This window comes from Nocardia araoensis NBRC 100135 (genome assembly GCF_000308435.1).
GTDB lineage: Bacteria > Actinomycetota > Actinomycetes > Mycobacteriales > Mycobacteriaceae > Nocardia > Nocardia araoensis.
In genome coordinates this window covers 1-23,166 of sequence record NZ_BAFR01000067.1, presented here as the reverse complement: position 1 = coordinate 23,166, position 23,166 = coordinate 1, and the positions used below count along the sequence as shown (strand labels likewise).

The window sequence follows — 23,166 nt, the reverse complement described above, 5'->3', positions numbered from 1 at the left end:
GGCTCCGGCGGTCAGGCGGCCTTGGGCGCCTGCGCCGCCGGTATCCGGCGCCGGGAAGAGCGCAGGCAGTTCAGCATCAGCGGCAGCAACCAGAACGCCGCCGTCTGGTCGTAGCTGAGCTGCGCGACGGACAGGCGGTTGTGCACGAAGCCGACCGACAGGCCCAGCCGGGGTTCGGCCCAGCCGAAGGAGCCGCCGAGGCCGATGTGCCCGAACCCGGCGTGCGCGCCCGGCATCGGCAGGGAGTGGTAGCCCAGACGCCACATCATCGGCAGGTAGAACAGCGCGCGATCGGGTTGGTAGGTCTCGACGCGGCGCAGCGCCTTCATGGTGCGCCGGCTCAGGTACCTGCTGCGGTCGGCCGCGATGCCGTCGTTCGCGAGCACGCCGTACAGCTCGGCCAGCGCGGGCGCGGTGGACACCCCGTTGCCCGCGCCGAGTTCGGTGTCCAGGATCGGTGGGCTGACGCCCTCCAGAATGGCTTCCAGACCGGGCAGGAACAGGCAGCGGGTGGCGGCGCCGAGCGCGCCGGGAATCCGGTGACTGCGGCCGAGAACCGCCGCGCCCAACGGCTTTCCGAGCGCGCTGAGCTGGGTGCCCGCCAGCGGGGCGTAGGTGATCGGCGCGCCGGCGGGCGGCCTGCCCAGATGCAGGCCGTCGATGCCGAGCGGCTCGGTGACCTCGGTGCGGATCAGTTCGCCCAGGCCGGTACCGGTGATCGCGCGCGTCAAGCCGCCGACCAGCCAGCCGAAGGTGAGCGCGTGGTAGGTGGGCACGCCGAGCGAGCGGTCGGGTTTGGCCGCGGCCAGACGCTGTTCCATGAGCTCGTGGTCGAGCACGTCGGCCAGGCCGCCGGTGGCGATCGGGGCCAGCGCGGACAGTCCCGCCCGGTGGGTCAGCAGATGACGAACGGTGATCTTGTGCTTGCCGTTGGCGCCGAACTCCGGCCAGTACTCCGCGACCGGGGCGGAATAGTCGAGCAACCCGCGATCGGCGAGCCGGTGCACGACGGTGGCGGCGATTCCCTTGGTGGCCGAGAAGATGATCGTTCCGGTGTCTCTGGTCCACGGGACGTCACCGGCGGAGCCGACCCAGATGTCCACCAGCGGCTCTCCGTACCGGTGCAGCGTGAACGCCGCTCCCGCACCCCGGCGATTACCGAACGCCCGTGCGAAAGCGCGCACGAACGGTGCGAATTCGGCGGCGGCGCTGCCACCCATCCCCGGGGGAAGAACCGCGAGGTCCCCGGAAGCGACGTTGCTCATCTCTCCACGGTAATGGCATGGGACGATTCCGGCAAAGTACCTGTCTCGGACAGTTGTACGGCCGTTACCGGGCAGACGCCGGAAATCCTGCCGCGAGCTGCGGTTCCACCCGCTCAGCGCGGGCCCGGTGACGCGGTTTCCAGCAAGGTGAAGGAGTGGCCGGGAACGGTTGTGGCGGAAGGCCCGATGGTCGGGGATTCCCAGGACAGCAGCGGGATGCCCGCGATCGGCACCGCGACCTGGTCCTCCCCGAGGTTGCACACCAGCGCCAGCGTGCCCCGGTGCACCACGATCCAGCGCGCGGCCTCGTCGTAGTCCACCGAAACATGGGTCAGCCAGGGGTCGCTGAGCTCCGCCCGCTGGCGGCGCAGTGCGAGCAGAGCGCGGTAGCAGGACAGCAGCCGGGCGTGCTCCGGCTCGTCCGCTTCCGTCCAGTCGAGTTTGGAACGCAGGAAGGTCTTCAGATCCTGCGGGTCCGGCACCTCGCCCTCGGGCCAGCCGTGCTCGGCGAACTCCTTCTTGCGCCCGGATGCGGTGGCGGCGGCTACTTCCGGGTCGGTGTGCGAAGTGAAGAACTGGAACGGCGTGTGCGCGCCCCATTCCTCCCCCATGAACAGCATGGGCGTGAAGGGCCCGCACAACACCAGGGCGGCCTTGATCGCGAGCTGGCCGCCGGTCAGGTAGGCGCTCGGGCGGTCGCCGAGCGCTCGGTTGCCGATCTGGTCGTGATCGCAGGTGTAGGCCAGCAGCGCGCTGCCCGGGATCAGCCCGCGATCGATCGGGCGGCCGTGCGTGCGGCCGCGGAAGCTGGAATACGTTGCGGCATGGAAGAAGCCGTGCTTCAGCGTGCGGGCCAGGCAGCGCAGGGAACCGAAGTCGGCGTAATAGCCCTGCCGTTCGCCCGAGACGGCGGTGTGCACGGCGTGGTGCAGGTCGTCGTTCCACTGCGCGGTCAGGCCGTAGCCGCCCGCCGCGCGCGGGGTGATCAGCTTCGGATCGTTGAGGTCGCTCTCCGCGATGAGCGTCAGCGGCCTGCGCACGTGGGTGGCCAGGCGCTCGGTCGCGACGGCGAGTTCGGCCAGCAGATGGGTGGCCGTGTGGTCGACCAAGGCGTGCACCGCGTCCAGGCGCAGCGCGTCGATGTGGAAATCGCGCAGCCAGCGCAGCGCGTTGCCGACGATGTACCGGCGCACGTGATCGGACTGCGGACCGTCGAGATTCAGGCTCTGCCCCCAGGTGTTGCGGCCCTCGGTCAGGTAGGGCGCGAAGCGCGGCAGGTAGTTGCCGGACGGTCCCAGATGGTTGTAGACGACGTCCAAGCAGACCGCGAGCCCGCGGGCATGGCAGGCGTTCACGAACCGTTGCAGGCCGTCGGGCCCGCCGTAGCTCTCCTGCACCGCGTACCAGAGCACGCCGTCATAGCCCCAGTTGTGGGTGCCGTCGAAGGCGTTCACCGGCATCAGTTCGACCACGGTGACGCCGAGCTCGACCAGGTGGTCGAGCCGTTCGATCGCGGCGTCGAAGGTGCCGTCGGGGGTGAAGGTCCCGATGTGCAGTTCGTAGTAGACCGCTCCTGGATGCGGCCGCCCGGTCCACTCCGCGTCCGTCCACACCGACGGATCGAGCGTGTGCAGCGCCGAGCGGGCATGCACGCCGTCGGGCTGGCGCGGCGAGCGCGGATCGGGCAGGACGGTCGGATCGTCGTCCAGCAGGAAGCCGTACCTGGCGCCGTTCGCGGCGGGCACATCGGCGCGCCACCACCCGTCCGGCGACCGCGTCATCGAATGGACGACACCCTCCAGATCCAGTCGCACCGACTCCGGCCGCGGTGCCCAGACTTCGAACACAGTCACCGCGCCAGCATCCCACGGGCATGCCCGGTCCGCCCGATACGGGCACCGGCCTCGGGCGCGGCGGCGCATGCGGTCCCGGCTTCCCGGCCGACTGACTGGAGTCGCTTCACTCGGTCCGTGCAGCCACGAGGACAGGACCGGAGAGGCGCGGCAAGGGCCGGGGCCGGGAAGCCTTGGCCACAATGGGCGATGCCTGTCAAAGTGAAGGCGTGGGTGTCTATGTCGAGCATGTGCTGCCGCGGATCGTCAACCGGTCCTGCGGGTTGCGGGAATTGACTCCGCTGCGTGAGCGGGCGTGCGCCGGACTGCACGGACAGGTCGTGGAACTCGGTTTCGGTTCGGGACTGAACGTGCCGTTCTACCCGGCGACGGTCGCGTCGGTGCGCGCGGTCGAGCCCGCCGATCTCGGCTGGCGGCTGGCGAGCGAACGCGTCGCCGCCGCCGACGTGCCGGTCGAGCGGGCCGGGCTGGACGGGCAGGCGCTGCCCTTCGCGGACGACACCTTCGACTGCGCCCTCTCGACTTGGACGATGTGCACCATCCCCGACATCGCCGCCGCGCTCGCCGAGGTGCGCCGGGTGCTCGTCCCGGGTGGAACCCTGCACTTCGTCGAACACGGTCTTGCGCCCGACGAGAAGGTGCGGACGTGGCAGAACCGGCTGAACCCGATCCAGAAACGACTGTTCGGCGGCTGCCATCTCAACCGTGATATTCGCGGCCTGGTGGCAGACGCCGGTTTCGAGATCCGCGACGCCGAGTCGTTCTACGGCGAGAACGCTCCCCGCTTCCTGGTGGCCCAGACGCTCGGCGTCGCGGTGTCGCCCTGACGATCAGACGATGCGCACCGACAAGGTGTAGGTCGCGTTGCCGCGGCTCGGCTCCACCGAGATGGTGTAGTAGCCGCTCTTCGGCAGCGTGATCCGGCTCCAGGTCTCCTCCGCGCACAAGACGCGTCCGTCCGGGCCGCTGGTGGTGAACCGCGCGTTGTCCTCGATCGAGGTGAGTTCGAGGGTCAAGGTCTGCCCCGCCCGCGCCTCGAACGCGAAGGTGTCGGCGTCGCCGCGGACGACCGCTCCGTCGATCGACGTGTGATCGCTTCCCGGCGCGAACTCGATCTCGTAGACCGAGCCCGCGTTCGCCGCGCCCGCTCCTGCCGTCGCGACGGCGAACGCGGGGACGAACAGCGTGACGCCGAGTACGAGCAGACGCAGGGTGCGCAGGATGGCTTGCATGGTGATCCTCGTTTCCGGGAGTGGACGACTTACCTCGGTAACTATCGGCGATCCCGCCTATCGGATGCTTAACAGCTGCTTGGACCACGGCAGCTCCACCCATATTGGAACGATCTGTTCAAAATTGTGCTACCGTGATCCCATGCCACGACCCAGATCCTTCGACGAAGACCGCGCGGTGGACGCGGCGATGCACGCCTTCTGGCGCGCGGGGTACGAGGCGACCTCCACCGAAGACCTCTGCGCCGCGACCGGCCTCGGCCGCAGCAGCATCTACAACACCTTCACCAGCAAGCGCGACCTGTTCTCCCGCGCCCTGCGCCGCTACATGACGACCAAGAACGCCGCGACGTTCGACCTGCTCGACAGCGAGACGCAGGTGCGCGCCAAGATCCGCGCCCTGCTCTGGCAGATCGTCGAGGCCCCGGACGAGGACCCGCCGGGCTGCCTGGTGGTCAACTCGACGATCGAACTGGCCCCGCGTGACGCCGAACTGGCCGCCGTTCTCACCGCCGATCACCAGCGACGGCTCGCCGTGCTGACGGACGTGTTCGAGACGGCGAGGCGCGCGGGCGAGATCGCGCCGAACAAGGAGCCGACTTCCTTGGCGCACTTCGTGATCGCCACGATCGGAGGCATGCGGGTGGCCGCACGCGGCGGCGCGGACCGCGAGACCCTGGCCGCCATCGCGACCACAGCGCTCGACGCACTCTGAGACTTTCCGACATTCGGCGACGGCCTTGCCACGCCCTAATTTTAGATAGATCAGTACAAAACAAGGAGGTACCGATGCCCGTGGCGATCTATGTCCTGGGTCTGTCGATCTTCGCCCAGGGCACCTCGGAGCTGATGCTCGCGGGCCTGCTCACCGAGATGGCCGCGGACCTGGGCGTCTCCGTGCCGCGCGCGGGCCTGCTCATCTCGGGCTTCGCGCTGGGCATGCTGGTGGGCGCGCCGGTGCTCGCGGTGGCCACGCTGCGCTGGTCACGGCGCACCGCGCTGCTCGCCTTTCTCGCGGTGTTCGTCGGCGCCCACGTCGTCGGGGCGCTGACCTCGGACTACTGGGTACTGTTCGCGACCAGGGTGATCGGCGCGTTCGTGTACGCCGGTTTCTGGGCGGTGGCCGCTACGACGGCGATCAGCCTCGTTCCGGCCACCGCGCGTGGGAAGGCGATGAGCATCGTTGCGGGCGGGCTCACTTTGGCCATCATCATCGGGCTCCCGGCGGGCACCGTGATCGGACAGCAACTGGGCTGGCGCGCGGCGTTCTGGGCGGTCGCGCTGCTGTCGGCGGCGGCCGGGATCGGCGTGCTGGCGAAGATCCCCGGCGGACGGACCGACGCGCCGCTGCGCCTGCGCACCGAGCTGCGCACCATGCTGCGTCCCGCCCTCTGGCTCTCCTACGCCACCACCGCGCTGGCCATCGCCGCCCTGATGGTCACGTTCGCCTACCTCGGCGCTCTGCTGTCGCGCACCACCGGCATGGCGGACGGCTGGATTCCGGTGGTACTCGGCATCTACGGACTCGGCGCGTTCCTGGGCATCGTCATCGGTGGGCGCACCGCCGACACCCGGCCACTGACCAGCCTGTACGTCGGCATCACCGGCGGCGTGCTCACCTCCGCGCTGCTGGCCCTCACGATGGAGCATGTCGTGCCCGTCGTGCTGCTGTCGTTCCTGTTGGGCGCCTTCGGTTTCGGTATCAACCCGACCTTGAACAGCCGCGTCTTCACCCTCGCGGGCGACGCGCCGACCCTGGCGGGAGCGACGAACATCTCCTCGTTCAACGTCGGCATCACGGCAGGCCCCTGGTTGGGCGGCCTGGCCATCGGCGCGGGCCTCGGCTATGCGGCGGTCGCCTGGATCGGCGTGGTACTCGGGTTGGTCGCCCTCGCCGTCGTGGCATGCAGTCACGCTCTGCGACGTAAGGAGATCTCGCGCGCGTCGGTCGACACGGCTACCCCGGCACTGGCCGACGTGAACGGATAACTTCTGTGCGAAGGGAGCGGCCCTGGCCCGACCACGCGTTGATCGGGTGCAGGGCCGCTGTTGTTCGGGGCGGGAATCCAGTTCAGGCCGATCGGTCGAATTGCCCGGCACGGATGTCCGCAGCGAAGGCGTCCCACTGGTTCGGCTCGAAGATCAGCGCCGGGCCGGTCGGGTTCTTCGAATCACGGACACCGACCTGCCCTGCCTCGAGCCAGGCAACTTCGACGCACGCTTCTTTGGCGCTGCTCAGGCTCGATTTGAACCACTGCGCATCGGATAGGTCGATAGTCACCGTTCATATCTCCTTGCCACCCGCCGGAGCAGGTCTCGAGAGGCTTGTTCCTCCAGTGCGACGCGCCGGATTGTTTCGTGAATCTCGCGGTAGCGTCGCACGTCATCATCGTCTTCGAAAAACATTGTGCCAATGGTATTTTCGGTGTAGACAACCGACGGCTCCGCCCCGAACCCGCCACTTCCGGCCGGGAAGTCGAGGATGATGTATGGCAGCACAGGAGTCCCGTCCCATGGAAACCCGGCTGTGAACGGCAGTATCCGCACGATGACGTTCGCCAAGGTGCTCATGTCGGCTACGTGCCGCAGACACCCAGCCATGACAGCCGGCGATCCAACGATCGTATGCAGGACACTTTCGTGCAACACGAACTCAGCCGATATGGGACTGCGCTGTCTGGTCAAGATCGCCGCGCGTTGCAGTCGCAGTGCAACGCGGCTGTCGACGTCCTCTTGTGTATCTCCAGGTAAGAACGGCCTCTCGGCAGCTTTCACGTACTCAGACGACTGCAACAGACCTGGAACAATCATGGGCTGATAAAAGGACAGCTGCGATGCGCCGGACTCAAGCCCCAAATACGTGTGGAATCCACGCAGGAACAATTGGCGGGATGCCTGCCACCACGATTTCGTAGGTGCTTGTTGCGCAAGGGCTTTCAACTCCACGATTTGCTCTTCGGCGAGACCGTACAAAGCCCCGAATGCCTCTATGTCACGTAGCCGGACCTTGTCGTTCTGCCCCTTCTCGATCCGACCGACCGAGGTCTTGCCCATCTCCATTAACTGTGCCGCCCGCTCCAGCGTGAACCCCGCACCTTCTCGAGCTTCCCGCAATGCCCGCCCGAGTTGCCTACGCGGCAATGTCGAACCAGGCTGATCGTCCTTCCCCATCGCTCCCCTTTTCCCCTGCTCGGTCCGAAACGGCCCAGGTGCCGGTCCGTTTCGGACGTCGGACTACGTGTGGACCGGTCCGGGCTCTGCGCGGATGGCCGACTTCATCGGACCGCCCGCTTTCGCCATTCGAATGCTGTTCGCGTGCAGCAACATAGCCGCATGGCCCAGCAACATGGAAGCCTCTCCATCGCACAAGTCCGAATCCTGCGTGTGCTGAGCTACGGAGGGATGCTCACCGAACATCAGATCAAGATGTCGGCCGCCCTCACCGAATGGAAGACCCGCCGAACTCTGGCGAACCTGGTCCGCCTCGAACTCATCATGACCGGCCCCCGAAACAATCGCTTCGAAATCACCCAGCGCGGCCGAAACACTCTGGCGACCGAAGGACCCGTCGACCACTTCAAGATCAACGGAACATGGTGGAGAGGTCTACTCGCGAAATGCCGCAGCCATGTGCCACTCGCGACAGCAGTCAGGAAGGAGACGAAAGGTTTGCGTGATATGAGGGGAAGCGGCTTGGTTGTTGCGCCGCCGAGTATTTGCGGTTCGGCCGATGTCGAGTTGGCGCACCGGCTTATGCGGCGTCACCGTGCCTGCCGGGTCGATCGGTGTGCGTGGAAGTGGGTCGCCTACTACACGTTGGTGCGGCACGGCCGGATCGTGCCGCAGAAGCTGAGCCCGCGCGAACGCGCGTATCGGCGCGGTCTCGCCTTCCCCGCCGAGCCCGCCGACCACGCGCCGTTCGGTGACGGCGGGCCGGAACTTCGGACCTTCCAGCGGGTTCTCGACGGACTGAACAAGCTTGCCGAGGACTTGCGTGCCGGCGACGGCTGCCAGCGGTGAGCGGCGTGGAGATCTGGGCCGTGCTGTCGAGTATCGCGGCGGTATTCGCCGGATGCGGCGCGGCGCTGCTCGGCGTCGGGTGCTTATGGCCGACCGACCAGCAGCACCGTATGTCGGCCGAACGCAAGCCCATCCCTACGCGGGACCACTCACGCCCGATCCCGTGGCCGGAAGCGTGGACATGCACTACTCCCACCCAACCACTGACCATCACCACAGCACACCGCGCCATGCAGTTGCACCGTGATCACGACTGCCTCCGCAAGCGCGCCGCGTTCGCCGCACTGGTCGCCACCGGACGCATCACGCCGGATTCCACACGACAACATCGCCCATGGAGCAATCCCTCATGATTCGAACCGAAGGCACCGCACCGGAACCGGATTCCGAACGGTTTCGCAACCTCACCGCCCGCGCCACACGGGCGGGCTACTGCCTGGTGCGCGATCCGGTGTCACCGCACGACTGGAAGCTGCTGGACGCCGAAAACGGTGACGCCGTCATCTCCGCCGCGAACCTCGAGCAGATCGAGCAGTGGCTCGATTCCTTACCGCATACGAGCCGCCGCGTCGACTCGAGCTGAGCAGCGCCTGAAGCCGCCGTCAACGCAGCGAGTCCGAAGCCACTGGGGTGTCTTCCAACTGCGCCGAGTCCTGCGGCATTCGAGCTGTCCGCCCCGGAAATGTCCTGGGCGGACAATTGCGCGGGACCCGATGGCGACGCCCAAGGATTGATCAAGACTTCGAGCGCAGGTCAGTCGATCGGGCGTCAGCGCCGGGTGGCAGTACCGCGCGCAGTGTCAGCGCCGGGTGGCAGCACAGCAGCAGGACCGCGCGCAGCATCAGCGCGACACGGCGGCGGCCGGACACTAGCGCTTCGGGTCGGGCAGGTCGGCTGGGCCCAGCGCCTTGCGTAGCGCCCCGGCCAGAGCTTCGAGTTCGTCCGGGCCGAGGCCGCTGAACCGGCGTTCGATCCCGGCCAGGTAGTGCGGAGCGGCCTCCCGCAGCCGCTGTCGACCGGCCTCGGTGATGCTCACGAACGCGGAACGTCCGTCGTCCGGATTGGCCGCACGGCGCACCAAGCCATGTGACTCCAGCTCGCCGACCAGACGACTCACCCGCGTCCGGCTCAGCACCACTCGTTCGCCGAGATCGCTCACCCGCAGCCGCTGCGGTCCGTCTAATTCCAGAAGTACGTCGTACCAGGTCAGCGGCAGCGCGGTGGCGCGACGCAGTTCCGCGTCCAGCTCCGGCACCAGCTTGGCGTGCACCTGAAGCAGTGCGGACCACGCGCGGACGGCCGGGTGGGAACGGTTCACGGGATTCGGCACGAACCGAAGCATAACCAGTTGCGTGCACACGCACACATATAATAGCGTGCGCACGCACATAAATTTCGCCTGAAGGAGGCACCGCCATGACCGAACTGATCACTCGCCAGGAGCTCGCCGAGCAGATCGAGGCAGGTTCGGTGACCGTCATCGACGCGCTCGGCGCCGAGTATTACGCCAAAGCGCATCTTCCCGGCGCGCTCAACCTGGTCGAAGCCGACGTGGAAAACAAAGCCCCGCAACTACTTCCCGTGAAGGACGCCGCGATCGTCACCTACTGCTCGAATGCCGCCTGTGCCAACAGCCAGCACGTGGCCACCAAGCTGGAGGCTCTCGGCTACACCAACGTCCGGAAGTACCGTGAAGGCATCCAGGATTGGACCGATGCCGGTCTTCCGGTCGAGAGCTGAACGCATCTGAGAGTGTCCGGCGGACGGATCCTTTCCGGCCGCCGGACACATGACTTACCAGTCGCGCCCCGTCATCCTGCGCGCGCGGCGACATCGACGATCGGAGTATCGAATCCGCCGGTGAACTCGTGCGGAGATGCCGATCGCGCCATCACACCCGCCGGAGGAATCGACGCGCATGACGGAATCGAAGACGCGGCAACTTACGCTCGATTCCGCTGCCGCATACGCGCTCCGGGTCCTCCGCTCGTCGGACCGTACCCACGGCATGGTGGAACGCGGCCTGACGTAGAGCCGGACCGGGCTGTCGACGGGGACTGGACAATGGACGGGGGTCGGTTCCCTTGCCGCCGAGCTCATGTGGTGATCCGCTCGGATGCGGATTCCCCGCACCGGGTGAGAACCGTTCAACCGGCAGAGCAGAAAGAACCACCATGACCGACCGCGTTCTCGACACCGTCTTGAACCGCGACCGGGTATTGGACAACGTGACGCTCTACTGGGTGACCGCGACCGGCGCTTCCTCCACCCGCCTCTACTGGGAGAGCATCACCGAAGTCACCGAGTGGTTCACCACCGCGGTCGGCGACCAGATCACAGTGCCGACAGCCGGCAGCGTGTTCCCCGCCGAGGTGCCCCGCCCGTCACAGCGCTGGGCAGCCGAGCGCTTCACCAACATCGTGCACTGGGGACAGCCCGCGCGCGGTGGTCATTTCGCCGCGTGGGAACAACCAGAACTGTTCGTCGCCGAGGCCCGCGCCGCTCGAAGAGCTTGCCTTGCGGCTCAACGGTGATCGCTCACAGCGGGCGCGGTGACCATTCGCCCCGACGGGTGCCGTTCCGTCCCCACGCCGCGGCGAAGCGCGCGGTGAGGCCGGCACGCGGACGATCGGCGAAACAGGCGTCTGATCGAGGCCGGGCTGATCCGGCGAGGTCTGCGGAATCGACGCACCGGCAGACGCGGCGACACCGAGGCTGTCGGGTCGATCGTACCGGCCCCACGCCGCCCGCCGACGGCGTGAGAGGCCGACGACCGGGCCGACATCGCTGCGACTCACACAACCCCTGACGACCGCCCACCCGAACCCGACTGTGCGGAATCCACCGATCAGCCGGCCAGGCAGCCCGGGCCGAGCAACGCCTTGAGGTCGCCCATCAGCGCCGAGGACGGTGAGACGCGCAGGCGTTCGTCGAGTTTCAGCAGCGTGGTCTTGTCGCGTGCGCCGACGTGCCGGATATGGACGTCCGATGTGCCGGGGTGCCTCGACAAGACCCGCTTGAGTTCACCGATCTTGTCCGGGGTGCACATGCGGGTGGTGACGGTGACCGCGAGCGGCTTGGCCACGCCGACCGCGGACAGGTCGGGTACGGCGAGATCGTTGGCGATCAGCGAGATCCGGTCGTCGCGGACCGAGACGCGCGCCTTGACCAGCACCACGGCGTCCTCGACGACGTCCATGCCGTAGACCGAGTAGGCCTGCGGGAAGAACAGCACCTCGATGCCACCGGTGAGGTCTTCCAGCTGCGCCGAGGCCCAGGCCAGGCCGTTCTTGTTGATGCGCCGGTTCACCGAGGCCAGGATGCCGCCGACGGTGACCTGCGTACCGTCCTTGATGTCGCCTTCCAGGATGGCGGGGATCTGCGTGTCGGCCTGTGCGGCGAGCACGTGCTCGACGCCGTTGAGCGGATGCCCGGACACGTACAGGCCGAGCATCTCCCGCTCCAACGCGAGCCGGTGCTTGGACTCCCACTCCTCGTCGGGCACCTTGACGTTGAACACCGAAGTCACCGACTCGTCCGCGTCCATGCCGCCGAACAGGTCGAATTGACCCATCGCCTCGGCCTTCTTGGTGGCCATCACGGCATCGATGGCGTCGGAGTGGATCAGCATCAGACCCTTGCGCGGGTGCCCGAGGGAGTCGAAACCGCCTGCCTTGATGAGCGATTCGGTGACCTTCTTGCTGGCGGCGATCGCGTCGATCTTGTTCAGGTAGTCGGAGAAGTCGGTGAACTTCGACTTCTCCTTGCGGGCCTGGATGATCGAGGCGACGACGTTCGCGCCCACGTTGCGCACCGCGCCGAGCCCGAAGCGGATGTCCTTGCCGACCGAGGCGAAGTTCTGCTCGGACTCGTTGACATCCGGCGGGAGCACGGTGATGCCGAGGCGGCGGCAGTCGGACAGGTAGACCGCGGCCTTGTCCTTGTCGTCACCGACGGAGGTGAGCAGGCCCGCCATGTACTCGGCCGGATAGTTGGCCTTGAGGTAGGCGGTCCAGAACGAGACGAGGCCGTAGCCCGCGGCGTGCGATTTGTTGAACGCGTAGCCGGCGAACGGGAGGATGGTGTCCCACAGCGCCTTCACCGCGCCCTCGGAGAAGCCGTTCGCGGTCATGCCCTCGTGGAAGCCCTTGTACTCGGCCTCGAGCACTTCGAGCTTCTTCTTACCCATGGCCTTGCGCAGCGCGTCGGCCTTGCCCATCGAGTAGGAGGCGACCTTCTGCGCGATGAACATGATCTGCTCTTGGTAGACGATCAGGCCGTAGGTCTCCGCGAGGATGTCCTTGAGCGGTTCCTCCAGCTCGGGGTGGATCGGCTTGATCGGCTGCCGCCCGTTCTTGCGGTCGGCGTAGTCGTTGTGCGCGTTCATGCCCATCGGGCCGGGCCGGTACAGCGCCAGCACGGCGACGATGTCGTTGAAGCCGGTGGGCTGCATGCGGCGCAGCAGGTCGCGCATGGGGCCGCCGTCGAGCTGGAAGACACCGAGGGTGTCACCGCGCGAGAGCAATTCGTAGGTCGCGGGATCGTCCAGCGGCAGGTTGTCCATGTCCAGGTCGATGCCGCGGTTGGCCTTGATGTTGTCCAGCGCGTCACCGATGACGGTGAGGTTGCGCAGGCCGAGGAAGTCCATCTTCAGCAGGCCGATGGCCTCGCAGGACGGGTAGTCCCAGCCGGTGATGATCGCCCCGTCCTGGGGCCGCTTCCACACCGGGATCGCGTCCATCAACGGCTCGGAGGACATGATCACCGCGCAGGCGTGCACACCGGCGTTGCGGATCAGGCCCTCCAGGCCGCGCGCGGTCTCGTAGATCTTGGCCACGTCGGGGTTGCTGCCGATGAGCTCGCGGACCTCGGCGGCTTCCTTGTACCGCTCGTGATCGGGGTCCATGATGCCCGACAGCGGGATGTCCTTGGCCATGATCGGCGGCGGCAGCGCCTTGGAGATCTGGTCGGCGATGGCGAAGCCGGGCTGGCCGAACTGGACGCGCGCGGAGTCCTTGATCGCGGCCTTGGTCTTAATGGTGCCGAAGGTGATCACCTGGGCGACCCGGTCGGTGCCCCACTTCTCGGTGGCGTAGCGGACCATTTCACCGCGGCGGCGATCGTCGAAGTCGATATCGATATCGGGCGCGGAGGGGCGCTCCGGGTTGAGGAACCGCTCGAACAGCAGGCCGTGCGGCAGCGGGTCGATGTTGGTGATGCCGAGCGCGTAGGCCACCAGCGAACCGGCCGCCGAACCACGGCCGGGGCCGACCCGGATCCCGACCTCCCGCGCGTGCTTGACGAGGTCGCCGACGACGAGGAAGTAGGCGGGGAAGCCCTTCTGCTTGATGACGTCCAGCTCGAAGTAGGCGCGGGTGTAGTACTCCTCGGGCACGCCGCCGGGGAACCGGCGCGCCAAGCCGCGATCGACCTCTTTGCGCAGCCAGGAGTCCTGGTCCTCGCCCTCGGGCACCGGGAAGACCGGCATGCGGTCCTTGAAGGCCCAAACGTCGTCATAGGACTGGACCCGCTCGCCGATCAGCACCGTGTTGTCGCACGCGCCGGGCACCTCGGCTTCCCAGAGCGCGCGCATCTCCTCGGCGGACTTCAGGTAGTAGCCGTCACCGTCGAACTTGAACCGGGTGGGGTCCGACAGCGTCTTGCCGGTCTGCACGCACAGCAGCGCCTCGTGGTTGCCGGACTGGTCCTTGGTGACGTAGTGGCAGTCGTTCGTGGCCAGCGGCGGGATGCCCAGCTGCTTGCCGATGTTCAGCAGGCCCTCGCGGACCCGGCGCTCGATGGACAGGCCGTGGTCCATGACCTCGAGGAAGAAGTTGTCCTTGCCGAAGATCTCCTGCCACTTGGCCGCGGCCTCCAGCGCCTCGCGGTCGTGGCCGAGACGCAGGCGGGTCTGCACCTCGCCGGAGGGGCAGCCGGTGGTCGCGATGATGCCCTCGGCGTACTGGGCGATGATCTCCGCGTCCATCCGCGCCCACTTGCCGAGCTGGCCTTCGATCGAGGCCAGCGAGGAGAGCTTGAACAGGTTGCGCAGGCCGGTCGCGTTCTCGGCGACCATGGTCATGTGGGTGTAGGCGCCGGAGCCGGAGACGTCGTCACCCTTCTGGCTCGGATCACCCCACTGCACGCGCTTGGTGTCGAACCGGGATCCGGGCGCGATGTAGGCCTCGATGCCGATGATCGGCTTGATGTCGTGCTTCTTGGCCGAGTTGTAGAACTCCGAGGCGCCGTACATGTTGCCGTGGTCGGTCATCCCGACCGCGTTCATCCCCAGCCGTTTCGCCTCCGTGAACAGTGGCGAGATCTTCGCCGCCCCATCGAGCATGGAGTACTCGGTGTGGTTGTGCAGATGGACGAACGATCCGGACGAGGCGGCCAAGACGGTCCTTCCTCCCAAGGTCTCGACGGGGGTTGGCTGGACCGATTCTAGGCGGGCGCACCGACTGCTTTTGACCGGCGCGCTGGCGCCACTCGAGCGCTCGGCGTGTCGGTGGGGAAGATCACCGGCGCGTCCTGGGGACTCGCCGTCCGAGCGGCCGATTTCCGCGAGTGTCGCTCTCGTGCCGAGTTGTCCGAAACCCTGATGAGTCGGCCCGCTCGTACGGCCGCAGTCTCGGTCGACTGTCGCGAGCGCTGGATGGCCGCCACCGTGCCGCACCAGATCGAACCGACGCGATAATCGGCGAATGAAGTCCCCGCGCCGCTGCCCGCCATGACCACCGCGCTGGCCGTCGTTGCCGCGGCGGCGCTGATCGCTGGTGCGTTGCTGCTCTGGTCGCGCACCCGCAGAGTGGTGACCACCCCCGCCGAGCGGGCGGTGCATTCGGCGCTGCATACCGCGTCGCTCGCGGCGGTTCCGCTGCGGCGTGGCCTGACCGAGGAATCCGCGCGGGAAGCGGCGCCCCACCTGCGCGCGCTGACCGGCGCCGAGGCGCTCGCGCTGGCCGACGCCGACGGCACGGTGCTCGCCTGGGACGGGCCGCACGCCGAACTGGCCGAGTACTTCGGCGAGGCCGCCGAGCGCGCCGTCGCGGGCGAGCGCCCGGTGCTCGTCGCCGGACCGGGCCGCGGTGAACACGCGGGGCGCACGTTGATCGCGCAGCCGTTGCTGATCGAATCCAACGGCGTGGCCGGTGTGCTGGGCGTCGTGAGCACCGGGCAGCCGGGGCCCGGTCGGCTCGGCGCGGTCGCCGAGGTGGCGCGGTACGCCTGCGGCCAGCTCGAATTGGCCGAACTGGACGCGTCGCGGGCCCGGCTGGACCGGGCCGAGGTGCGCGCGCTGCGGGCGCAGATCAGCCCGCACTTCATCTACAACGCGCTGAACACCATCGCCTCGTTCGTCCGCACCGACCCCGCGCGGGCCCGCGAGCTGATCCTCGAGTTCGCCGACTTCACCCGGTACTCCTTCCGCGCCGCCGGCGAGTTCACGGTGCTGTCGGACGAGCTGCGCAACATCGAGCGCTACCTCGCGCTGGAACGCGCCCGCTTCGGCGACGCCCTACAGGTCCGGCTGCGGATCGCGCCCGAGGTGCTCGGCGTGGTCCTCCCCTTCCTCGCGCTCCAGCCGCTGGTGGAGAACGCGGTGCGGCACGGGCTGGCAGGCACCGCCCACGGCGGCACGGTCAGCATCGTCGCCACCGACGCGGGCACCGACTGCGTGATCAGCGTCGAGGACGACGGCGTCGGCATGGACCCGGACCTCTTGCGCTCCGGCGCGCTGGACGCCGTCGACACCGGAACCGGACCAGCGGGATCCGGCGAGGCCGCGCACGTCGGACTGGCCAACGTCGACGACCGGTTGCGCGCGGCCTTCGGTGACGACTACGGCTTGGTCGTGGAGACCGCGCCGGGCGCGGGCACGAAGGTCAGCCTGCGTGTTCCGAAATTCCGCGCCGGCATCCGGCCATGAGACCGGCGCGCGACGCCCGAGAGTACGACGACGAACAACACTCGATCGTGCCCAGGCACGGGACCCTTACGATGGAGCGACTGTGACCCGCGTTACCGGCAAACCGGCGGGCGCGCTGCGCGTGCTCGCCGTGGACGACGAGAAGCCCGCTCTGGACGAGCTGGTCTATCTGCTGCGCGCGCGGGCCGAGATCGGGGAGATCCACGCGGCGGGCGACGCCACCAGCGCGCTGCGGGTGCTGCGGGCGCATCCGGTCGACGCGGTGTTCCTCGACATCAACATGCCCGGCCTGGACGGCATGGAGCTGGCGGGCATCCTCTCCGAGTTCGCCAACCCGCCCGCCGTGGTCTTCGTGACCGCCCACGACGATCGGGCGATCGCGGCGTTCGACCTGGGCGCGGTCGACTATCTGCTCAAGCCGCTACGCGAAGCGCGGCTCGCCGAGGCGGTGCGGCGGATCACGGCGGCCCGCAGCGCGCCGCAGCAGCCCGCCGCCGACGTGCGCGCCGATCCGAGCGAGGTCATCCCGGTGGAACTGGCCGGGGTGACGACGCTCGTGCCGAGGTCGAGCGTGAGCTGGGTGGAAGCCGACGGGGACTACGCACGGCTGCACACCAGCGGGGGATCACATCTGGTGCGAATTCCGCTGTCGGCGTTGGAGGCCCGCTGGCACGACGCGGGCTTCCTGCGGGTGCACCGCTCGTACCTGGTGGCGCTGCGGCTGGTCACCGGGCTGCGCACAATGGGTTCCGGCACCGTGGTGTGCCTGCGGGCCGAGGGCGACGCGCAAGCGGTCGAACTGCCGGTCAGCCGAAGACAGGTGCGCGAACTCAAACAGCGGTTGGTGCACCGGCCTCGGCAACACTGGGGCAATCAGTGACCGGGCCGCAACGTCCGGTGCGCGAGCGCGTGGTGCTCTCCGAGCGACGCGGCGCACGGCGGGTCCGCACACGGGTGGAGGTCGCCGAGCAGACCGAGTTCGGCGAGGCGCTCATCGGCGGCCTCATCCGCGCGCAACTCGGGCTCGCACTGCGCGTTGGCCTGGTGACGATCGCGCTGCTGTGCGCGCTGCCCGTACTGTTCCGCACCGGTTCGATCGGATCGATCACGGTGCTGGGCATCCGGCTGCCCTGGCTGCTGCTCGGCGGCGCCGTGTACCCGCTGCTGTTCCTGATCGGCCGGACGTATGTGCGCCTGGCCGAACGCAACGAACAGGATTTCCTCGAACTGGCCGAGGACTGACGGTGCGCCCCGCTCGAATCCCGACCGCGGCGCGGACTTCCGTCCCGATGCCCTCCGGCCGCACCACCGGCGAGAGGTGCTTCGTTCGCCACTCGGCGTATCGGCGCACCTGTGTCGGCGCAACGCGCGGCGCGTTCGAGATCCGAGGGAATCGACCGGCACGCCGTGAGACCGGCTCGGCCCGCGAGGACGTGGCCCGCGATCACGTGCGCCTTCCGATAGATGACGCGGGGACCGGCTCGGATCCGGCCTGCCGGCTCGGAGGTGCGCTGTGACGTCGGCTTCCGCGCCCGCGCTGACCCTGGCAGCGCTGATCCTCGCCGCCCTGGCGACCGTCGCGATCGGCGCGTACGGTGTGCGGCTCGCGCGCACCACCTCCGATTTCCTCGTCGCCTCGCGCAGCGTGGGGCCGCGCTGGAACGCCGCCGCGATATCCGGCGAATACCTCTCGGCCGCCTCCTTTCTCGGCGTGGCCGGATTGATCGCGAAGTACGGCGCGGACGCGCTGTGGTACCCGGTCGGCTTCACCGCCGGATATCTGGCCCTGCTGCTGTTCGTCGCCGCCCCGCTGCGCCGCTCCGGCGCGTACACCGTGCCCGACTTCGCCGAATTCCGGCTCGGCTCGGTGCGTTTGCGCAGGCTCGCGGCCACCGTCGTGGTGCTCATCTGCGCGGTGTATCTCATCCCGCAGTTCCAAGGGGCGGGCCTGACGCTGCACATCCTGCTCGGGGTGCCGGACTGGGTGGGCGCGGTGGCGGTGGGCGCGATCGTGATCGCCAACGTGGTCGGCGGCGGGATGCGCTCGATCACCTTGGTCCAGGCTTTCCAGTACTGGTTGAAGCTGACCGCGGTGGCCCTCCCCGCGCTGGTGCTGCTCGGGCACTTCCTCGCCGACGAGCGGGAACTGGGCGGCCCCGCCCCGCCGGTGGTGTCCGAGCGCACAACGGTCGACGTGACCACCGACGTGGTGGTACGGGTCAACGCGCCACAGCAGGTTTCCCTCACCGGAACCCTCGACGAGCGCGCCGTCGACGGCACGGTTCCGCTCGCGCCGGGCACGCACGAGCTGGCGGCGGGCACGCGTTTGGTGCTCGAAGCCGGGGCCGCGGTGCCCGTGGTGGCGGGCGCCCCCGCCGACGGCGCGGGCTGGCTTGCGCCTGGCGGAGGGTTGGGCGGACCGCATCCGGCCTACCAGGTCTATTCGCTGATCCTCGCGACCTTCCTCGGCACGATGGGTCTGCCGCACGTGCTGGTGCGCTTCTACACCAATCCCGACGGGCGGGCCGCGCGCACGACGGCGCTCGCGGTGATCGGCCTGGTCGGCCTGTTCTACCTGTTCCCGGTCCTGCTGGGTGTCTTCGCCCGGCTGTACGTGCCGCAATTGCTGATCACCGGAACCTCCGACGCCGCGGTGGTACTGCTGCCCGGGTCGGTCGTGGCCGGGTTGCCGGGTCAATTGCTCGCGGCGCTGGCGGCGGCGGGCGCGATCGCCGCGTTCCTGTCCACCTCGTCCGGGCTGTTGGTGAGCATCGCGGGCGTGCTCAGCACCGACATGCTGCGCGGGCGCATCCGGGACTTCCGCACGGCGGCGCTGGTCGCGGGCTCGGTGCCGCTGGCGCTGTCGTTGACGGTGGTGTCGCTGGATCTGTCCCGCACCGTCGGCCTGGCCTTCGCGGTGGCCGCCTCCACGCTGTGTCCGCTTCTCGTCCTCGGCATCTGGTGGCGGGGGCTGACCGCGACGGGAGCGGCGGCAGGCCTGATCGCGGGCGGGCTCGCGGCGGGCGCCGCGACCGCCGTCTCGGTCACCGGCGGCTTCTCCGACGACGTGGCGGGTGGCTGGCCCGCGGCGCTACTGAGCTATCCGGCGGCGATCAGCGTGCCGCTGGCGTTCGCCACCATGGTGCTGGTGAGCTCGTTCACCCGCGGGCTCGGCGCGAGGACGGTCAGCCGGATCTTCGTCCGGATGCACGCGCCGGAGCGCTTGGGCATGGGCGCGGACCGCGAACGCAGTCTCCGCTCGGACTGACCGACGGCCCTCGCGCCACCCGACCGTTCGTCGCGCCGGATCGACCGTTCACCGCAGATTCGGACACCTTCACGGAGTGACCCACGCCACAACCTACTGGCGGCCCACATGTCTGGCTTACCGTCCTCGAGAAGTAAGCCACGTCACTTGGTAGGACCATCATGACCAGTACCGAACTCGACGACACCGCACCGCGGCGCGCGCCGAGCGCAGCAGAATTCGCCGAAGTCCAGGCGAGCCCCCAATTCCAGGAGCTGCGAAGTCGCTTGCGCCGCTTCGTGTTTCCGATGACCGCGCTGTTCCTGCTCTGGTACCTCGGTTACGTCCTGCTCGGCGCGTACGCCCACGACTTCATGAGCCGCCCGGTGTTCGGCGAGATCAACGCCGGATTGCTGCTCGGGCTCGGCCAATTCGTATCCACCTTCGCCATCACCGCGCTCTACGTCCGGTTCGCCAACCGGGAACTGGATCCGCGCGCGGCGGCCATCCGCGGCTACCTCGAGGGAGACCGAGCGTGAACACTGTGCACACCTACGCCGCGGCGGCTACGGTCGGCAATCCGGTCGCCAACATCGCCATCTTCGGCGTCTTCGTCGTATTCACGATGGTCGTGGTGATCCGGGCCAGCCGCAACAACGCCACCGCCGCCGACTACTTCACCGGCGGGCGCGGCTTCTCCGGCCCGCAGAACGGCGTCGCCATCGCGGGCGACTACCTCTCGGCCGCGAGTTTCCTCGGCATCGCGGGCGCGATCGCGGTCTACGGTTACGACGGATTCCTGTACTCCATCGGATTCCTGGTCGCCTGGCTGGTCGCGCTGCTGCTGGTCGCCGAGATGCTCCGCAACACCGGCAAATTCACCATGGCCGATGTGCTGAGCTTCCGATTGAAGGAAGGGCCGGTGCGCACCGCCGCTGCGCTGTCCACGCTGACGGTGTCGCTGTTCTACCTGCTGGCGCAGATGGCGGGCGCGGGCGGGCTGGTCGCGCTGCTGCTCGACGTCACCGACAAGACCGGGCAGTCCGTCGTGATCGCCGTGGTCGGCGTGCTGATGATCGTCTACGTGCTGGTCGGCGGCATGAAGGGCACCACGTGGGTGCAGATCATCAAGGCCGTGCTGCTGATCGTCGGCGCCGCGCTGATGACCGTCATGGTGTTCGCCAAGTTCGGTTTCGACTTCTCCGAGATCCTCGGCTCCGCGCAGGAAGCGGTCTCCGGTTCGGCGAACAAGGCCGTCGCCGCGCGCGACGTGCTCGCCCCGGGCGCGCAGTACGGCGGCAGCGAGACCTCCAAGCTGAACTTCCTGTCCCTGGGTCTGGCATTGGTGCTGGGCACCGCGGGCCTACCGCACGTGCTGATGCGCTTCTACACCGTGCCCACCGCCAAAGAGGCGCGGCGCTCGGTGGTCTGGGCGATCGGCCTGATCGGCGCGTTCTACCTGTTCACCCTGGTCCTCGGCTACGGCGCGGCGGCGATCGTCGGGCCGGATCGCATCCTCGCCGCCGCGGGCGGGCAGAACTCGGCCGCGCCGCTGCTGGCCTTCGAACTCGGCGGCGTCGTGCTGCTCGGTGTGATCTCCGCGGTCGCCTTCGCGACCATCCTCGCGGTGGTCGCGGGCCTGACCATCACGGCGTCGGCGTCGTTCGCCCACGACATCTACGCCAACGTGATCAAGCGCGGGAAAGCCGGTGAGCGCGAACAGGTCCGGGTCTCCCGGATCACCGCCGTGGTGATCGGCGTGCTGGCCATCGCACTGGGCATCCTGGCCAACGGGCAGAACGTCGCCTTCCTGGTGGCGCTGGCTTTCGCGGTCGCGGCCTCGGCGAACCTGCCGACCATCCTGTACTCGCTGTTCTGGCGGCGGTTCAACACCACCGGCGCGCTGTGGAGCATGTACGGCGGTCTGATCTCGACGATCGTGCTGATCGTGTTCTCCCCCGCGGTGTCCGGCAGCAAGACCGCCATGCTGCCCGGCTCGGACTTCGACTGGTTCCCGCTGTCCAACCCGGGCATCGTCTCCATCCCCTTGGCGTTCGTGCTGGGCATCATCGGCACCTTCGTCGGCGGCAAGTCCGAGGACCCGGCCAAGGCCGCGGAGATGGAGGTCCGCTCGCTCACCGGCGTCGGCGCCGAGAAGGCGGTGGTGCACTGAGCACTGCCCGGCATTCCTCGTCCCCTCTGTTCTTTCGTTAGGAGATTTCGCGTGACCAGCGCAACCACCGATGACCGCGACACCACCGCCTACCCGCCCGGCGCGGAATTCGCCGCCCAGGCGAACGCGAGCGAGGCGCTGTACGACCGGGCGCGGTCGGATCGGCTGGAGTTCTGGGCCGAACAGGCCCGCAGGCTGCACTGGGAGCAGCCGTGGACCCAGGTGCTGGACTGGAGCGAGGCGCCGGTGGCGAAGTGGTTCGTCGGCGGCAAGCTCAATGTCGCCTACAACTGCGTGGACCGCCACGTCCTGGACGGACACGGCGACCAGGTCGCCATCCACTGGGAAGGCGAACCCGGCGACGCGCGCGCCATCACCTACGAACAGTTGCGGGACGAGGTCTGCCGGGCCGCGAACGCGCTCACCGAGCTGGGTCTGGTCCCGGGCGACCGGGTGGCGATCTACATGCCGATGGTGCCCGAAGCCATCGTGTCCATGCTCGCCTGCGCCCGCCTCGGCCTGACCCACTCCGTCGTCTTCGCCGGATTCTCCCCCACCGCGCTACGCCAACGCGTCGACGACGCCGGTGCGCGTCTGGTGATCACGACCGACGGCCAGTGGCGGCGCGGCACGGCAGCGCCGCTCAAGGCCGGGGTGGACGAGGCGCTGGGTGACGGGCCTTCGACCGTCGAACATGTGCTGGTGGTGCGCCGCACCGGCATCGAAGTCCCCTGGACCGAAGGCCGCGACCTGTGGTGGCACGACACCGTCACCACCGCCGCACCCCACCACGACCCCCAGCCCTTCGACGCCGAACACCCCCTGTTCATCCTCTACACCTCCGGCACCACCGGAAAACCCAAAGGCATCCTCCACACCACCGGCGGCTACCTCACCCAAACCGCCTACACCCACCACAACGTCTTCGACCACAAACCCGGACACGACATCTACTGGTGCACCGCCGACATCGGCTGGGTCACCGGACACAGCTACATCGTCTACGGCCCCCTCGCCAACCGCACCACCCAAGTCGTCTACGAAGGCACACCCAACTCGCCCAACGAGCACCGGCATTTCGAGATCATCGAAAAGTACGGCGTCACCATCTATTACACGGCCCCGACGCTGGTCCGAACGTTCATGAAGTGGGGCAGGAGCATTCCCGACAGCCATGATCTGTCGTCGCTGCGGCTGCTCGGTTCGGTCGGCGAGCCGATCAACCCGGAGGCGTGGCGCTGGTATCGCGAGGTCATCGGCGCGGGCCGCACGCCCATCGTCGACACCTGGTGGCAAACCGAGACCGGCGCCATCATGATCTCCCCGCTGCCCGGCGTCACCGCCGCCAAACCCGGCGCCGCCATGACCCCGCTACCGGGCGTCTCGGCGCGAGTGGTGGACGAGGACGGCGGCGAACTCGGCCGCGACAGTTCGGGATTGCTCGTGCTG

22 protein-coding genes are annotated in these 23,166 nt (G+C 68.3%); 15 read left to right on the top strand and 7 right to left on the bottom strand.

Annotated features, from left to right (window positions below; genetic code table 11):
* Nucleotides 1-11: 11 nt before the first annotated feature.
* Together ON21_RS09270 and treZ are read right to left on the bottom strand one after the other, a co-directional pair.
* Nucleotides 12-1,265: a serine hydrolase domain-containing protein gene (locus tag ON21_RS09270; RefSeq protein WP_039797191.1), complete on the bottom strand. Its 1,254-nt coding sequence runs from the start codon at nt 1,263-1,265 to the stop codon at nt 12-14.
* A 113-nt stretch (nt 1,266-1,378) separates the two neighbouring features.
* Nucleotides 1,379-3,118 carry a malto-oligosyltrehalose trehalohydrolase gene (treZ, locus tag ON21_RS09265; RefSeq protein WP_039797190.1) on the bottom strand — a complete coding sequence of 580 codons (1,740 nt, stop codon included), beginning with the start codon at nt 3,116-3,118 and terminating at the stop codon, nt 1,379-1,381.
* Nucleotides 3,119-3,327: 209 nt separating this feature from the next.
* Here treZ and ON21_RS09260 point away from each other — a divergent pair, with 209 nt between their 5' ends.
* Nucleotides 3,328-3,945, top strand: coding sequence for a class I SAM-dependent methyltransferase (locus ON21_RS09260; protein ID WP_039797189.1), 618 nt, complete (start codon nt 3,328-3,330; stop codon nt 3,943-3,945).
* Nucleotides 3,946-3,948: 3 nt separating this feature from the next.
* On the opposite strand, the gene ON21_RS09255 is transcribed toward ON21_RS09260, so the two are convergent.
* Nucleotides 3,949-4,350: a PPC domain-containing protein gene (locus ON21_RS09255; protein ID WP_051020552.1), complete on the bottom strand. Its 402-nt coding sequence runs from the start codon at nt 4,348-4,350 to the stop codon at nt 3,949-3,951.
* Nucleotides 4,351-4,492: 142 nt separating this feature from the next.
* On the opposite strand from ON21_RS09255, the gene ON21_RS09250 reads away from it, so the two are divergent.
* Both ON21_RS09250 and ON21_RS09245 read left to right on the top strand, forming a co-directional pair.
* Complete coding sequence (locus tag ON21_RS09250) at nt 4,493-5,065, top strand: TetR/AcrR family transcriptional regulator (protein ID WP_039797188.1); 573 nt, start codon at nt 4,493-4,495, stop codon at nt 5,063-5,065.
* Nucleotides 5,066-5,139: 74 nt separating this feature from the next.
* A complete protein-coding gene (locus ON21_RS09245) occupies nt 5,140-6,339 on the top strand; it encodes a Cmx/CmrA family chloramphenicol efflux MFS transporter (protein ID WP_039797187.1) in 1,200 nt (399 codons plus the stop codon).
* 82 nt (nt 6,340-6,421) lie between these two features.
* Here ON21_RS09245 and ON21_RS09240 read toward each other — a convergent pair whose 3' ends face one another.
* Together ON21_RS09240 and ON21_RS09235 are read right to left on the bottom strand one after the other, a co-directional pair.
* Nucleotides 6,422-6,631: a DUF397 domain-containing protein gene (locus ON21_RS09240; RefSeq protein ID WP_039797185.1), complete on the bottom strand. Its 210-nt coding sequence runs from the start codon at nt 6,629-6,631 to the stop codon at nt 6,422-6,424.
* A complete protein-coding gene (locus ON21_RS09235; protein ID WP_039797184.1) occupies nt 6,628-7,521 on the bottom strand; it encodes a helix-turn-helix domain-containing protein in 894 nt (297 codons plus the stop codon). Before ON21_RS09235 ends, ON21_RS09240 begins: the two co-directional genes overlap by 4 nt.
* A gap of 69 nt (nt 7,522-7,590) precedes the next feature.
* Here ON21_RS09235 and ON21_RS09230 point away from each other — a divergent pair, with 69 nt between their 5' ends.
* Genes ON21_RS09230 through ON21_RS09220 form a run of 3 tightly spaced genes read left to right on the top strand, consistent with a single transcriptional unit; the run spans nt 7,591 to nt 8,953 of the window.
* The gene (locus ON21_RS09230; protein WP_157170767.1) at nt 7,591-8,370 is read left to right on the top strand and encodes a hypothetical protein; all 780 of its coding nucleotides are present in this window, start codon (nt 7,591-7,593) and stop codon (nt 8,368-8,370) included.
* Nucleotides 8,367-8,723, top strand: coding sequence for a hypothetical protein (locus tag ON21_RS09225; protein WP_039797182.1), 357 nt, complete (start codon nt 8,367-8,369; stop codon nt 8,721-8,723). The genes ON21_RS09230 and ON21_RS09225 overlap by 4 nt, the downstream gene beginning before the upstream one ends.
* Complete coding sequence (locus ON21_RS09220) at nt 8,720-8,953, top strand: hypothetical protein (protein WP_051020548.1); 234 nt, start codon at nt 8,720-8,722, stop codon at nt 8,951-8,953. Before ON21_RS09225 ends, ON21_RS09220 begins: the two co-directional genes overlap by 4 nt.
* 285 nt (nt 8,954-9,238) lie before the next feature.
* On the opposite strand, the gene ON21_RS09215 is transcribed toward ON21_RS09220, so the two are convergent.
* Entirely contained in the window at nt 9,239-9,700 is a 462-nt protein-coding gene (locus tag ON21_RS09215) for a MarR family winged helix-turn-helix transcriptional regulator (RefSeq protein ID WP_218004056.1), read from the bottom strand.
* A gap of 86 nt (nt 9,701-9,786) precedes the next feature.
* Here ON21_RS09215 and ON21_RS09210 point away from each other — a divergent pair, with 86 nt between their 5' ends.
* Together ON21_RS09210 and ON21_RS09205 are read left to right on the top strand one after the other, a co-directional pair.
* The gene (locus tag ON21_RS09210) at nt 9,787-10,110 is read left to right on the top strand and encodes a rhodanese-like domain-containing protein (RefSeq protein ID WP_039797181.1); all 324 of its coding nucleotides are present in this window, start codon (nt 9,787-9,789) and stop codon (nt 10,108-10,110) included.
* 434 nt (nt 10,111-10,544) lie between these two features.
* Nucleotides 10,545-10,904, top strand: a complete 360-nt coding sequence (locus tag ON21_RS09205; protein WP_039797180.1) for a hypothetical protein — start codon at nt 10,545-10,547, stop codon at nt 10,902-10,904.
* A 314-nt stretch (nt 10,905-11,218) separates the two neighbouring features.
* On the opposite strand, the gene dnaE is transcribed toward ON21_RS09205, so the two are convergent.
* Nucleotides 11,219-14,767, bottom strand: coding sequence for a DNA polymerase III subunit alpha (gene dnaE, locus ON21_RS09200; protein ID WP_039797179.1), 3,549 nt, complete (start codon nt 14,765-14,767; stop codon nt 11,219-11,221).
* A 333-nt stretch (nt 14,768-15,100) separates the two neighbouring features.
* Between dnaE and ON21_RS09190 the strand changes: the two genes are divergently transcribed.
* The 7 genes from ON21_RS09190 to ON21_RS09155 all read left to right on the top strand — a co-directional run.
* A complete protein-coding gene (locus ON21_RS09190) occupies nt 15,101-16,297 on the top strand; it encodes a sensor histidine kinase (protein ID WP_039797177.1) in 1,197 nt (398 codons plus the stop codon).
* Between the two features lie 82 nt (nt 16,298-16,379).
* Entirely contained in the window at nt 16,380-17,177 is a 798-nt protein-coding gene (locus ON21_RS09185; RefSeq protein WP_039797175.1) for a LytR/AlgR family response regulator transcription factor, read from the top strand.
* Nucleotides 17,174-17,539: a hypothetical protein gene (locus ON21_RS09180; RefSeq protein ID WP_039797173.1), complete on the top strand. Its 366-nt coding sequence runs from the start codon at nt 17,174-17,176 to the stop codon at nt 17,537-17,539. Before ON21_RS09185 ends, ON21_RS09180 begins: the two co-directional genes overlap by 4 nt.
* A gap of 271 nt (nt 17,540-17,810) precedes the next feature.
* On the top strand, nt 17,811-19,565 hold the full coding sequence (locus ON21_RS09170; protein WP_039797170.1) for a sodium/solute symporter: 1,755 nt from the start codon (nt 17,811-17,813) through the stop codon (nt 19,563-19,565).
* A gap of 161 nt (nt 19,566-19,726) precedes the next feature.
* The gene (locus tag ON21_RS09165; RefSeq protein ID WP_039797168.1) at nt 19,727-20,083 is read left to right on the top strand and encodes a DUF485 domain-containing protein; all 357 of its coding nucleotides are present in this window, start codon (nt 19,727-19,729) and stop codon (nt 20,081-20,083) included.
* Entirely contained in the window at nt 20,080-21,717 is a 1,638-nt protein-coding gene (locus ON21_RS09160; protein ID WP_174372150.1) for a monocarboxylic acid transporter, read from the top strand. Before ON21_RS09165 ends, ON21_RS09160 begins: the two co-directional genes overlap by 4 nt.
* Nucleotides 21,718-21,768: 51 nt before the next feature.
* The coding region (locus ON21_RS09155; RefSeq protein WP_039797166.1) for an acetate--CoA ligase at nt 21,769-23,166 on the top strand (1,398 nt) is incomplete at its 3' end.